14 protein-coding genes are annotated in these 14,433 nt (G+C 36.5%); 13 read left to right on the top strand and 1 reads right to left on the bottom strand.

Annotated elements, in window-relative coordinates:
- Positions 1–25: 25 nt before the first annotated feature.
- Complete coding sequence (gene rpsT / locus NXS11_RS01530) at positions 26–274, bottom strand: 30S ribosomal protein S20 (RefSeq protein WP_259198087.1); 249 nt, start codon at positions 272–274, stop codon at positions 26–28.
- Between the two features lie 247 nt (positions 275–521).
- Between rpsT and lepA the strand changes: the two genes are divergently transcribed.
- The 13 genes from lepA (at position 522) to NXS11_RS01465 (ending at position 14,314) form a co-directional block, all read left to right on the top strand.
- The gene (lepA, locus tag NXS11_RS01525; protein WP_259198083.1) at positions 522–2,345 is read left to right on the top strand and encodes a translation elongation factor 4; all 1,824 of its coding nucleotides are present in this window, start codon (positions 522–524) and stop codon (positions 2,343–2,345) included.
- A gap of 67 nt (positions 2,346–2,412) precedes the next feature.
- Entirely contained in the window at positions 2,413–3,540 is a 1,128-nt protein-coding gene (hemW, locus tag NXS11_RS01520) for a radical SAM family heme chaperone HemW (RefSeq protein ID WP_259198082.1), read from the top strand.
- A gap of 98 nt (positions 3,541–3,638) precedes the next feature.
- Positions 3,639–4,628, top strand: coding sequence for a heat-inducible transcriptional repressor HrcA (gene hrcA / locus NXS11_RS01515; RefSeq protein ID WP_259198080.1), 990 nt, complete (start codon positions 3,639–3,641; stop codon positions 4,626–4,628).
- A gap of 46 nt (positions 4,629–4,674) precedes the next feature.
- Entirely contained in the window at positions 4,675–5,280 is a 606-nt protein-coding gene (gene grpE, locus NXS11_RS01510; protein WP_259198078.1) for a nucleotide exchange factor GrpE, read from the top strand.
- 64 nt (positions 5,281–5,344) lie between these two features.
- Positions 5,345–7,168: a molecular chaperone DnaK gene (dnaK, locus tag NXS11_RS01505; protein WP_259198076.1), complete on the top strand. Its 1,824-nt coding sequence runs from the start codon at positions 5,345–5,347 to the stop codon at positions 7,166–7,168.
- 116 nt (positions 7,169–7,284) lie between these two features.
- The gene (gene dnaJ, locus NXS11_RS01500; RefSeq protein ID WP_259198075.1) at positions 7,285–8,421 is read left to right on the top strand and encodes a molecular chaperone DnaJ; all 1,137 of its coding nucleotides are present in this window, start codon (positions 7,285–7,287) and stop codon (positions 8,419–8,421) included.
- A gap of 4 nt (positions 8,422–8,425) precedes the next feature.
- On the top strand, positions 8,426–9,361 hold the full coding sequence (gene prmA, locus NXS11_RS01495) for a 50S ribosomal protein L11 methyltransferase (protein ID WP_259198074.1): 936 nt from the start codon (positions 8,426–8,428) through the stop codon (positions 9,359–9,361).
- On the top strand, positions 9,361–10,113 hold the full coding sequence (locus NXS11_RS01490) for a 16S rRNA (uracil(1498)-N(3))-methyltransferase (RefSeq protein ID WP_259198073.1): 753 nt from the start codon (positions 9,361–9,363) through the stop codon (positions 10,111–10,113). Before prmA ends, NXS11_RS01490 begins: the two co-directional genes overlap by 1 nt.
- Positions 10,114–10,117: 4 nt before the next feature.
- The gene (gene mtaB / locus NXS11_RS01485; RefSeq protein WP_259198071.1) at positions 10,118–11,464 is read left to right on the top strand and encodes a tRNA (N(6)-L-threonylcarbamoyladenosine(37)-C(2))-methylthiotransferase MtaB; all 1,347 of its coding nucleotides are present in this window, start codon (positions 10,118–10,120) and stop codon (positions 11,462–11,464) included.
- Positions 11,465–11,621: 157 nt separating this feature from the next.
- Positions 11,622–11,798 carry a 30S ribosomal protein S21 gene (rpsU, locus tag NXS11_RS01480; protein ID WP_002471046.1) on the top strand — a complete coding sequence of 59 codons (177 nt, stop codon included), beginning with the start codon at positions 11,622–11,624 and terminating at the stop codon, positions 11,796–11,798.
- A gap of 196 nt (positions 11,799–11,994) precedes the next feature.
- Positions 11,995–12,681, top strand: coding sequence for an NfeD family protein (locus NXS11_RS01475; protein ID WP_259198033.1), 687 nt, complete (start codon positions 11,995–11,997; stop codon positions 12,679–12,681).
- A 16-nt stretch (positions 12,682–12,697) separates the two neighbouring features.
- Positions 12,698–13,696: a flotillin-like protein FloA gene (floA, locus tag NXS11_RS01470; RefSeq protein WP_259198031.1), complete on the top strand. Its 999-nt coding sequence runs from the start codon at positions 12,698–12,700 to the stop codon at positions 13,694–13,696.
- A 21-nt stretch (positions 13,697–13,717) separates the two neighbouring features.
- On the top strand, positions 13,718–14,314 hold the full coding sequence (locus NXS11_RS01465) for a hypothetical protein (RefSeq protein WP_259198030.1): 597 nt from the start codon (positions 13,718–13,720) through the stop codon (positions 14,312–14,314).
- Positions 14,315–14,433 lie beyond the last annotated feature (119 nt).

The raw sequence follows: 14,433 nt of genomic DNA, 5'->3' as shown, positions 1-14,433 counted from the left end.
TAGTGTTTTGCACTATCATAGATGATTATTTTGCTGACATTAATTTAGATTTCATTCTATCAGCTTTGTTAGAATGAATTAAATTCTTTTGCGCAGCTTTATCAATACGTTTGATCGCTTTGCTTACTAATTCTTGTTTATTATCAGCATTAGTTTCAATTGCTTTTTTTGCACTTTTCACTGCAGAACGCATATCATTCTTTTGAGAAATGTTTTGGCTCTCAGCTACTTGTGTTGTTTTTACACGTTTAATAGCAGATTTGATATTTGGCATGAAAGACACCTCCTAGAATCAACTTGGTATCAAAATAACTTTGATTACAACAAGATTTATTCTATCAAAAGTGTTCACATTGTGCAATCATTAATTATACGCTTAACCTTATTTTTTAATATGACAACAATGTAAAGATTCGTTTATGTGTTTTTAGCTGGTTGCAATTATGGATTAAAAACGTTATCATATCAAAGATACAAGAGATTTATATGGGGAATCTTCTTATGAAAGAGAGTAGGATATTATGAATAATAGTGAGCGCTTAAATAGACGTAAAAATATAAGAAACTTTTCGATTATCGCCCATATTGACCATGGTAAGTCAACACTGGCGGATCGAATTTTAGAAAATACAAAGTCTGTCGAATCACGTGAGATGCAAGCACAGCTCTTAGATTCAATGGACTTAGAACGTGAACGTGGAATTACTATCAAGTTAAATGCTGTGCGTTTGAAATACGAAGCGAATGATGGCGAAACATATACTTTTCATTTAATTGACACACCAGGACATGTCGACTTTACATATGAAGTGTCGCGTTCTTTAGCTGCTTGTGAAGGGGCAATCTTAGTAGTTGATGCTGCTCAAGGTATTGAGGCGCAAACTTTAGCCAATGTTTATTTAGCTTTAGACAACGACCTGGAGTTGATTCCAGTTATTAATAAGATAGATTTACCCGCTGCTGAACCTGAACGTGTAAAACAAGAAGTGGAAGATGTAATTGGTTTAGACAAAGATGATGCTGTTTTGGCAAGTGCCAAGTCTAATATTGGTATCGATGAAATTTTAGAGAAAATAGTTGAAATGGTACCAGCACCTGAAGGAGATCCTGCCGCTCCACTGAAAGCATTGATATTTGATTCTGAGTATGATCCATATCGCGGTGTTGTATCCTCAATACGTGTTGTCGATGGTGTTGTCAAAGCTGGAGACCGTATTAAGATGATGGCAACGGGCAAAAGTTTTGAAGTCACAGAAGTGGGTATCAATACACCTAAGCAACTACCTGTCGATGAACTGACGGTAGGGGATGTAGGTTACATTATTGCGAGTATTAAAAATGTAGATGATTCGCGTGTTGGGGATACTATTACACACGAAGAAAACCCAGCAAGTGAACCATTACAAGGTTATAAGAAAATGAATCCAATGGTTTATTGTGGTCTTTTCCCAATTGATAACAAAGACTACAATGATTTACGTGAAGCGTTGGAAAAACTACAATTAAATGATGCTTCGTTAGAGTTTGAACCAGAATCTTCTAAAGCTCTCGGCTTTGGTTATCGTACTGGGTTTTTAGGTATGTTGCATATGGAAATCATTCAAGAACGTATTGAGCGTGAATTTGGTATTGAATTGATTGCGACTGCGCCATCTGTAATCTATACGGTAGTGTTAAGAAATGGTGAATCTATCAAGGTGGATAACCCAGCTCAAATGCCTGACCGTGATCAAATTGATAAAGTTTTCGAACCATACGTTCGAGCAACAATGATGGTTCCTAACGATTATGTAGGGGCAGTCATGGAGCTCTGTCAACGTAAGCGTGGTCAATTTATTACAATGGACTATCTAGATGATATTCGCGTAAGCATTGTTTATGAATTGCCATTATCAGAAGTTGTATTCGATTTCTTTGACCAACTCAAATCGAATACAAAAGGTTACGCATCATTTGACTATGAATTCATTGAAAACAAGGAAAGCAATCTTGTTAAGATGGATATTCTATTAAATGGTGACAAAGTAGATGCATTGAGTTTCATCGTGCACCGTGACTTTGCTTATGAACGTGGTCGTGTGTTAGTTGAGAAGCTCAAAACATTGATTCCTAGACAACAATTTGAAGTGCCTGTGCAAGCCGCAATTGGTCATAAAATTGTAGCACGTACAAATATTAAGTCTATGGGTAAAAATGTTCTTTCAAAATGTTACGGCGGTGACATTAGCCGAAAACGTAAATTGCTTGAAAAACAAAAAGCAGGTAAAGCTAAAATGAAAGCAGTAGGAAGTGTTGAAATTCCACAAGATGCCTTTTTAGCTGTATTAAAAATGGACGATGAATAACTAAAATATGCTCCCAATCACTTGTTCGCTGTGTGACTTGGGAGTTTATTTCGTAGGAGCGATGACAATGCAACAAGTAAAAAGTGCATATGTTCACATCCCGTTTTGTGTCAAGATTTGTACTTATTGTGATTTTAATAAATATTTTATTCAACATCAGCCAGTGGATACTTATTTGACAAGTTTAATTAAAGAGATGTCTTGGGCACAACAAAAAGATTTAAATACTATGTTTGTCGGTGGCGGGACACCAACTGCTTTATCAGAAGCACAGTTAGAACGCTTATTAGCAGCAATCAATGAGCATTTTACTATTAGCGGTGAATATACATTCGAAGCCAATCCCGATGAATTGACTGAAAAAAAGGTGGCACTTTTGAAAAAATATGGTGTCAATCGCCTTTCACTTGGTGTCCAAACATTTGATGATGCGTTACTCAAATTACTAGGACGCGCTCACCGACGAGAAGACATTTATGCGGCTGTTCGTAATGCACGCAAACATGAAATTTCATCTATTAGCTTGGATTTGATGTACCAATTACCTGGTCAAACAATGCAACAATTTGAAGAAAGCTTAACAGAGGCAATCTCTTTAGAGGTCGATCATATTTCTAGTTATGGACTTATTTTAGAAAAACAAACACAATTTTATAATTTATATCAAAAAGGGCAACTATCCATGCCAAGTGAAGAATTAGGTGCAGAAATGTATCAATATATGGTTGAAAAACTCACACAACACGGACTACATCAATATGAGATTTCTAATTTTGCCAAAGATGGGCATGAATCGGCACATAATAAAGTTTATTGGAAAAATGAAGCGTATTATGGTTTTGGTGCTGGTGCAAGTGGTTATGTGAATGGCATAAGATATACTAACATTAATCCTGTCAATCATTATATTGAACACGTATCGCATGGTAAGCGCCCGATACTTACAGAAGATAGTTTGAGTTTACAAGAACAGATTGAAGAAGAAATGTTTTTAGGACTCCGCATGAATGAAGGTGTGAATAAGAAGCGCTTTAAGCAAAAATTTGGTTGTGCAGTAGATACATATTATCGCAGTGAACTTCAACAACTTGAAATGAAAAAATTGATTATGAATACACCGACACATATCGCATTAACTGCTGAGGGGCGAGTGATTGGCAACTATGTATTTGAACAATTCATCAAGTTAAAATAGAAATTTCAAATTTAAGAGCTTTAACGTTGACTTACTTTGACCAATTTGATAAATTATAATTAGCACTTGAGATAAAGGAGTGCTAATGAGGTGGAGACATGATTACTCAAAGGCAAATTAGTATTTTAAATGCAATTGTTGAAGATTATGTTGAATTAGGCCAACCCATTGGTTCAACCATGTTGATCAAACGTCATAACGTTCAAGTGAGTCCTGCAACGATTAGAAATGACATGAAGTCTTTAGAAGAACAAAAGTTAATCGAAAAGACACATTCATCATCTGGACGTGTTCCATCCGAAGCGGGATTCAGATTATATGTTAATCAATTATTACAGCAACCTAGTGTGGAAGGACATCAAAATAAACTCAATCTAAGCACATTGTATAGTGAAAATCATTATGATATTTCTACAACATTGAATTGCTTAGCACAATTGTTTTCTGATCAATCACATTATGCGACGATTGTCGTAGGACCTGATCATACAAAGTCATCTGTGATTGATGTCCATCTCATGAAGGTAAATACACATCACATCATCGTGGTATTAATTCATCAGTCAGGTCATGTGAAACATTTACATTTATCATTAACATTTGAACTTGATGATATGACTGTGATTAAACTATCGAATTTTATGTCTAGAAATATTGAAGCTTTCCTGAATCATGGAAATCACCACTATCTAGATGCTTATCGCTTAATGGGATTCAATAACACTGAAGTAGCGGTTATGCTTCAAGTTTATTATCTTATCAAAAAGCATTTAGAAACTGAAACTTCTCGTATCTATTTAGGTGGTAAATACCAATTGATAGAACGATTGAATGAAAGTACAGTAGCTTCAATCCAACCAATACTTCAATATGTCGAATCAGATAGAATTACTCAGCTGATTGCGCAAGTGTCTGATGATCCTATTAACATTCGTATTGGTTCAGAAATAGACCATAATTTGGAAGGCATTGCAATAGTGACACGTCCATATGTATTAACAAATGAATTGGAAGGTCATATTGCCATCGTTGGTCCAACAGCAATGCGCTATCAAAATGTGATACAATTGCTAAGTCAAAATCGTTAATAACAATTCAATCACACTTATTCTAAAGTGTCGTGGAGGTTTTGAAATGACGGAAGATAAAGAAATACAACAAAAAGAAACAAAAGAAACGGAAGAAACATCAACTCAGCAGCAACCAGATACTGAAGCAGCGCCAACAGAAGATGTTGCTGATCAACAAGAAGAGACGGTTGAAACAGAAGATGAGAACAACCCTTCAGTTGATGAACAGCTAGAAAAATTACAGGCAGCAGTTGATGCTTCTGAAGAAAAATATTTAAGACTATATGCAGAATTTGAAAATTATAAGCGCCGTATTCAAAATGAAGCAGATATTCAAAAAACATACCGTGCGCAACAAGTGTTAAGTGATGTTTTACCAACACTTGATAATATTGAACGAGCATTACAAATAGAAGGTGATGATGAGTCATTTGTATCATTGAAAAAAGGCGTACAAATGGTTTATGACAGCCTTATTAAAGCACTTGAAGATAATGGTCTGGAGCGTATCCAAGCAAAAGGTGAGCAATTTGATCCAAACTTTCACCAAGCTGTAATTCAAGACGATAACCCAGATTTTGAATCAGGTGCAATTACAGAAGAACTACAGTCTGGCTATAAATTAAAAGATCGCGTATTACGCGCATCAATGGTTAAAGTAAATCAATAATTTTTGACGAAAAACGATCATTTATGTAAAATAACATTGTTTGTAAATTAGGAGGAATTTGAATATGAGTAAAGTAATTGGTATTGACTTAGGAACAACAAACTCTTGTGTATCTGTATTAGAAGGTGACGAGCCTAAAGTAATTCAAAACCCAGAAGGTGCAAGAACAACACCATCTGTTGTCGCATTCAAAAATGGTGAAACACAAGTCGGTGAAGTGGCGAAACGTCAAGCCATCACAAACCCAAACACAATTCAATCTATTAAACGTTTCATGGGTACAGACCATAAAGAAAATATTGAAGGTAAAGATTATACACCACAAGAAATTTCAGCTATGATCTTACAAAACTTAAAAAACACAGCTGAAAGCTATTTAGGCGAAAAAGTTGAAAAAGCAGTTATTACTGTACCTGCATATTTCAACGACAGTGAGCGTCAAGCAACAAAAGATGCTGGTAAAATCGCTGGTTTAGAAGTTGAACGTATTATCAACGAACCAACAGCTGCAGCTTTAGCATACGGTTTAGATAAAACAGACAAAGAAGAAAAAGTATTAGTATTCGACCTTGGTGGCGGTACTTTCGACGTATCAATCCTTGAATTAGGTGACGGTGTATTTGAAGTATTAGCAACTGCTGGTGACAATAAATTAGGTGGCGATGACTTTGACCAAGTAATCATTGACTACTTAGTCAAAGAATTCAAAGCTGAAAATGGGGTAGACTTATCACAAGACAAAATGGCATTACAACGTTTGAAAGATGCAGCTGAAAAAGCGAAAAAAGATTTATCAGGTGTTTCTTCAACGCAAATCTCATTACCATTTATCTCAGCAGGTGCTGCAGGTCCATTGCACTTAGAAGTAACTTTAACACGTGCAAAATTTGAAGAATTAGCAGACCATCTTGTACAAAAAACAATGGGACCTACACGTCAAGCGATGAAAGATGCTGGTCTATCAAATGCAGATATCGATGAAGTTATTTTAGTCGGTGGTTCAACACGTATTCCAGCTGTACAAGAAGCAATCAAAAAAGAAATCGGTAAAGAGCCAAACAAAGGTGTAAACCCTGATGAAGTTGTTGCAATGGGTGCGGCAATTCAAGGTGGCGTTATCACGGGTGATGTGAAAGACGTAGTATTACTTGATGTAACTCCATTATCACTAGGTATCGAAATCATGGGTGGTCGCATGAATACGTTAATCGAACGTAACACGACAATTCCTACATCTAAATCTCAAGTATACTCAACAGCAGCTGATAACCAACCATCTGTAGATATTCACGTATTACAAGGTGAACGTCCAATGGCTTCAGACAACAAAACACTTGGTCGTTTCCAATTAACAGATATTCCACCAGCACCACGTGGTGTACCACAAATCGAAGTAACATTCGATATCGATAAAAATGGTATTGTTAACGTTACAGCAAAAGATTTAGGTACTAACAAAGAACAAAAAATTACAATCGAATCTTCATCATCACTTTCAGACGAAGAAATCGATCGCATGGTAAAAGATGCTGAACAAAATGCTGAAGCAGACAAAAAACGTCGTGAAGAAGTAGATTTACGTAACGAAGCAGATCAACTTGTCTTCCAAGTCGACAAAACATTAACAGACTTAGGTGACAACGTATCTGAAGATGATAAAAAAGATGCTGAAGACAAAAAAGAAGCATTAAAATCAGCGCTTGAAGGCAATGATATTGATGCAATCAAAGAGAAAAAAGAAGCGCTTGAACAAGTGATTCAACAACTTTCTATGAAGATCTATGAGCAAGCTGCACAAGCACAACAAGCACAAGGCGGTGCAGCACAACAAGATGATACAGTAGAAGATGCTGAATTCAAAGAAGTTAAAGATGACGATCAAAAATAATGTATCGTGAGAAATAGATTGACTGTAAGCAGTCGCTCAAAAGGGGCTAGGACAATCATCGTCCCAGCCTCTTTTGCTTTCAAACAATCAAATATTCAATAAAAGGAGAGATTGCATTGGCAAAAAGAGACTATTATGAAGTCCTTGGTATTTCAAAAAGTGCTTCTAAAGATGAGATAAAGCGTGCTTATCGTAAATTATCAAAAAAATACCATCCAGATATTAATAAAGAAGATGGTGCTGACGAGAAATTTAAAGAAATTAGTGAAGCATATGAAGTGCTAAGTGATGATAATAAACGTGCAAATTATGATCAATTTGGTCATGCAGGTGCACAAGGTGGATTTGGTCAAAGCGGATTTGGTGGACAAGACTTTTCTGGCTTTGGCGGTGGTGGTTTTGAAGATATCTTCAGTTCTTTCTTTGGAGGTACACAGCGTCAAAGAGATCCTAATGCACCGCGTAAAGGTGATGATTTACAATACACAATGACCATTTCATTTGAAGAAGCTGTTTTTGGTACAAAAAAAGAAATTTCAGTCCGCAAAGAAGTTGTTTGTCATACTTGTGACGGTGAAGGTGCAAAACCAGGCACGAAAAAACATACATGTAGCTACTGTAATGGCGCAGGTCATGTTTCAGTTGAACAAAATACAATCTTAGGACGTGTACGCACACAACAAGTATGTCCTGAATGTAACGGTTCTGGAAAAGAATTTGAAGAAGCTTGTCCAACATGTCATGGTAAAGGAACAGAAGTTAAAAATGTTAAATTAGAAGTCACTGTTCCTGAAGGTGTAGATAATGATCAACAAATCCGTTTAGCTGGACAAGGTTCACCAGGTGAAAATGGAGGGCCTGCGGGAGAATTATACGTTATTTTCCGTGTTAAACCATCTGATAAGTTTACGCGTGAAGGTGATGACATCTTGTATCAACATTCAATCAGCTTTGCACAAGCAGCACTCGGTGATGAAATTAAAATCCCTACATTAAAAGGTAGCGTCATGTTAACGATTCCAGCGGGAACACAATCTGGGAAACAATTCCGCTTAAAAGGCAAAGGTGTCAAAAATGTTCACGGCTATGGTTATGGTGACTTATTTGTTAATATCAAAGTTGTTACACCAACAAAATTAACAGAACGTCAAAGAGAGCTTTTAAAAGCCTTTGCTGAAGAGAGTGGCGATGATATCAACGAACAACCAAGCAACTTCAAAGATAAAGCACGTCGTTTCTTTAAGGGAGATTAATACTATGAACTGGATAGAACTTTCTGTAACAGTCAATGAAGAAGCTGAATCAATTGTAACGAATTTACTTCAAGAATTTGGCTCTAATGGCGTCGCAATTGAAGATTCCAATGAGCTTGAAAAGGTGAGAGAGGACAAGTACGGTGAAATATTCGACTTAGACCCCTCAGACTACCCAGACAAGCATATGCTTATTAAAGGCTATTATACGGAGATGCAAGTTGATGACTCATTTACACAGCGTTTAACACATCGACTAGAATCGATTGAAGAAGTGGACACAACAGTATTAAACATTGTCACTAAAGTCATTGCTGAATCAGACTGGGAAAATGAATGGAAAAACTACTTTCATCCATTTCAAGCTTCTGACAAATTTTTCATCGTCCCTAGTTGGGAGTCTGTTTCACAAGAGGATGATTTCTTATATATTGAATTAGATCCAGGAATGGCTTTTGGAACAGGTGATCATCCGACAACGAGTATGTGCCTACATGCGATTGAACGCGTAGTTAAGCCTGAACATGCCGTTATTGATGTTGGTACAGGATCAGGAATACTGAGCATTGCTTCACATTTAATGGATGCCAAATCCGTCAAAGCCATCGACTTAGACGAAATGGCAGTTAAAGTAGCACGAGATAACTTTAAGAAAAATGCATGTGATGAAGCTATTGAAACAGCGACAGGGAATTTATTAACACAAGAAACTGCACAATATGATGTTGTTATTGCTAACATACTACCGCATATCATAGAGCTAATGATTGCTGATAGTTATGAAAGACTTAACCCATCTGGCTATTTTATTACTTCGGGGATTATTGAAGAAAAAAGTGAGACCATTCAATCGCAAATGAAAGCTGTTGGATTTGAAATTATCGATGTCCAACATGTTGATGGCTGGGTATGTATCACTGGACAGAAGGTGGCTAACTAATGCAACGCTATTTTTTAAATGAAAACGCTGAGTTACATCAGCGTTTTTTTATCACAAGTAAAGACGATATTCATCATATATTGAAAGTTATGCGTTACAACGTAGGCGACCACATCATTATTAATTTTAATGACCAACAAACTTACAAAGTGACAATCATTAATATTGATCAAAAAAATATTGAAGTTGAGGCCACTGAAAAGCTTGAAATTCATACAGAAATGCCTGTGTCTATTACTGTTGTAAGTGGATTGATTAAATCTGACAAATATGAATGGATGCTGCAAAAGGCAACGGAATTAGGCGCACACAACTTTATTGCTGTTCAAATGGCGCGTTCAGTTGTCAAATTAAACGACCAAAAAGCCTCTAAAAAATTGGAACGCTGGGAAAAGATTATTAAAGAAGCAGCTGAACAAAGCTATCGACAGCAGATACCAAATATAAAATATTACTCGAATTTAAAATATGTATATGATATGATTAATGAATATGATTATATTCTAATGGCATACGAAGAACAGGCAAAAAATGGAGAAACATCAAAGTTTAAGGAGATGCTTTCACAGCTCCAGCCTAACAATAAAGTGTTACTTTTAATTGGTCCAGAAGGTGGATTTAGCGAAGAAGAAATAGCTTTATTCGAAACACATGCAAATATTGTTGGTTTAGGTCCGCGTATTCTTCGTGCTGAAACGGCACCACTCTATGCGTTAAGTGCCATTAGTTACGAAATAGAATTAATGAGGTGAAGTCATGTCAACAGTTGCCTTTCATACATTAGGATGTAAAGTAAACCATTATGAAACTGAAGCAATTTGGCAATTATTTAAAGAAGCTGATTACGAGCGTGTTGATTTTGAACAAAATGCAGATGTATTTGTTATCAATACTTGTACCGTAACAAATACAGGGGATAAAAAAAGTCGCCAAATCATTCGCCGAGCAATCAGACAAAATCCTGAAGCAGTTATTTGTGTCACAGGTTGTTATGCCCAGACATCATCTGCTGAAATCATGGAAATTCCAGGTGTTGATATTGTTGTTGGTACACAAGATCGTCATAAATTATTGTCATACATTGATGAGTTCCAACAAGAAAGACAACCCATTAATGGTGTTAGCAATATCATGAAAAACCGTACGTATGAAGAATTAGATGTACCTTACTTTACAGATCGAACACGTGCATCACTTAAAATTCAAGAAGGATGCAACAACTTCTGTACATTCTGTATCATCCCATGGGCTCGCGGCTTAATGCGTTCTCGCGACCCACAAAAAGTAGTGGAACAAGCTACACAGCTCGTGCAATCTGGATATAAAGAGATTGTTTTAACGGGCATCCATACAGGTGGTTATGGTCAAGACTTGAAAGATTATAACTTGGCACAATTGTTATGTGATCTTGAAACAGTAGAAGGGCTTGAACGCATTCGTATCTCATCGATCGAGGCAAGCCAATTAACGGACGAAGTGATTGACGTACTTCAACACTCATCTAAAGTTGTCCGCCACTTGCATATACCGCTACAGTCTGGTTCTGACACAGTGTTGAAACGTATGCGTCGCAAATATTCAATGGCACATTTTTCAGAGCGAATTAAAAAACTACATGCTGCACTACCTGGTTTAGCTGTAACAAGTGATGTGATTGTTGGATTCCCTGGTGAGACTGAAGCTGAATTTCAAGAAACATACGACTTTATTGTTGAGCACCAATTTTCAGAGTTGCATGTTTTCCCTTATTCACCAAGAATCGGTACACCCGCTGCACGTATGGATGATCAAATTGATGAAGAAGTTAAAAATGAGCGTGTACATAAGCTTATTGAATTGAGTAATCAACTTGCTAAAACCTATGCATCACAATTTGAACATGATGTATTAGAAGTGATTCCTGAAGAAAAAAGTGCACAAGATGGTGTGCTTGTCGGCTATGCAGATAATTATATGAAAGTCGAATTTGCAGGAGATGCCTCTCTTATTGGTGAAATTTGTAAGGTTAAAATCGATACAGTTGGTTATCCAATTAACTATGGTACCTTCCTAAGAACCGTTGAGCATGCAAACAATCAATCTGAAATCGAAGTGTTAGCGTAATTTATAACTTTTTTATAAGAAAAATTGGCTGATATCCATAAAAATGTAATTTTGTCGATTGACCGACAATAAGTTTTATCTTATACTAGCTTATACATGGTGAGTCACTGTGTAAATATGAAAAGTTTTTTTGATATTTGGAGGGAGGGAAATACAGATGTCTAAAACAGTAGTCCGTAAAAACGAATCATTAGAAGATGCATTACGTCGTTTTAAGCGTTCAGTGTCAAAAAGCGGTACAATTCAAGAAGTTCGTAAACGCGAATTCTATGAAAAACCAAGTGTAAAACGTAAAAAGAAATCTGAAGCTGCTCGTAAGCGTAAATTCAGATAATCATTAATGTGTTGAACTCCCTCAACATTCAAAATTAAAATGATATATAAAAGCCTCAAAGGGTTGACTGATTCGTCAAGTCTTTGGGGTTTTTGTTTTTAAAAGATACTATGATACTATCACTATAAGTACACAAAAAATTCATGTATACTAATAAGTGAGGGTGAGGTGAGTTTAAAATAAGATGGGTTTACATATGTGCTTAAATTATGGTGCTGTCTCTTTTCCATTCGGATTTCTAAGTTTGGGTGAATTACTTACGTCACCGCTAACTTCGTTGATTTTAACGTGTCTCGTGTTCCTAGGATTTGTTTATCAGCTATATTCCAAGCGATTCAACTTTGCAGGTATTATTTCATTGCTTGCACTATTGATGATATTTTTAGGGTTTATTGTTCAAGGAGATGTTTCAGCAACAACGCTGATTCTCTTCACTATCGGTATTATTTTAGTCATTATTGAACTATTTGTGATAGGTGCAATTCTAGGTCTTATTGGAATGGGACTCATTATATTTAGTTTAATAACTATTGGCGATAATTTGCCAATGATGCTATTTAATGTCATTGTCGCATTAATTTTATCAATTATTGAGTGGGTGATTTTAGTGAACTTCTTCAAAAAAACGATTGCCTTATTTGACAATGTTGTATTAAAAGATTCAACAAATAAAGAATCAGGCTATACGTCCCACAATGATCGCTCTCATCTCGTAGGTGAGCTTGCAACAACACTGACTGATTTGCGTCCTGCAGGTATTATTTTACTTAATAATGAACGTATTGACGCTGTGTCAGAAGGGCCATTTATCTCTAAAAATGTACAAGTAAAAATAATAGAAGTCGAGGGAACACGTGTTGTTGTTCGATTAATTCATTCATAAAAAGGAGATGGAATACATGTTTACAGCTGGTTTTATATCGTTAATCATTATTGTAATACTCGTTATTGTTGCATTAATGATTTTATTCTCATTCGTACCAATTGGACTTTGGATTTCTGCATTAGCAGCAGGAGTCAAGGTAAGTATTGGCACATTAGTTGGTATGCGATTACGTCGTGTGTCACCTAGAAAAGTTATCGGTCCATTAATCAAAGCACACAAAGCAGGTTTGCAAATTACAACGAATCAGCTTGAATCTCATTACCTAGCAGGTGGTAATGTTGACCGAGTTGTAGATGCCAATATCGCAGCTCAACGTGCAGATATTAATCTGCCATTTGAACGAGGTGCAGCGATTGACTTAGCGGGTCGTGACGTTCTTGAAGCCGTTCAAATGTCTGTTAATCCAAAAGTTATTGAGACACCATTTATTGCGGGTGTTGCCATGAATGGAATTGAAGTTAAAGCAAAAGCGCGTATTACGGTAAGAGCAAATATTTCTCGTCTTGTTGGTGGTGCAGGAGAAGATACAATCATCGCACGTGTCGGTGAAGGGATTGTTTCGACTATTGGTTCAAGTGAACACCACTCTCAAGTATTAGAAAATCCTGATAACATTTCAAAAACAGTCTTGAGTAAAGGGCTCGATTCAGGTACTGCATTCGAAATCTTATCAATTGATATCGCTGATGTTGATATCGGTAAAAACATTGGTGCAGACTTACAAACTGAACAAGCAATTGCAGACAAGAATATTGCACAAGCCAAAGCAGAAGAACGTCGTGCAATGGCTGTAGCACAAGAACAAGAAATGAAAGCACGTGTTCAAGAAATGCATGCCAAGGTTGTTGAAGCTGAGGCAGAGGTACCACTTGCAATGGCTGAAGCTCTTCGTTCAGGCAATATCAGTGTCAAAGAATATTACAATTTGAAAAATATTGAAGCAGATACAGGTATGAGAGAAGCAATTAACAAACACTCTCAAGAACAAAGTAACACATCATCTGATCAATAAAACTGAGGTGATTTTATGAGTATGGGTTTCATTATTTTCCTCATTACTATAGCCATATCATTATTTAGTGCTATTGGGGATAAGCAACATGAAAAACGCCAAAAACAACAACCACCTCGCCCTCAAAAGCCAACAGAAACACCAGAAAAAGGTTTTTTTGAAAAGGTACAAGAAACGCTTTCAGAAATGGAAAAATCTTTATCAGAACCTGAGAAGATGGCTTCTGACAAACCGCAAAAGACAAAGGAATCCGTATCACCAGTAGATTATACTAAAAAAGTAGACCAGCAAGTGCAACCGCAACAAACATCTGAAAGACGCAATGATGAGGAACAGGAACGTCAACGTCTCAATGATATGGTCAGTCAGCGTATGCATGAGTTAGGTACTGAGCTACACCTTGAACGTCAGAAACAGCTTGCTAGCATTGAAAAACGTGCAAAGGCGATTATTGAAGATCCATACATGTCTAACCGTGCAAAACAAGTCAAGCTGAAGACGTTGACAGATGCTACAAACATAAAAGCATCAGCAACACAAGGAATGTCATTTTCAAACAATGAAGTTATCAATGGTATCATATGGTCTGAAATTTTGAATAAACCCAAACAACTATAGTATAAACAGTGCGCACATTCGACAGTACTTGTCGGATGTGCTTTTTCCATTCGGATAACCTCACTTTCTAAGCTAACGAATTGCTAAAATCATGCTATAATATAAACAAGTATTACAAG

It is taken from the genome of Staphylococcus americanisciuri, assembly GCF_024814435.1.
GTDB lineage: Bacteria > Bacillota > Bacilli > Staphylococcales > Staphylococcaceae > Staphylococcus > Staphylococcus americanisciuri.
The sequence above is the reverse complement of the archived record's forward strand: the minus strand, read 5'-3'. Positions and strand labels throughout refer to the sequence as shown.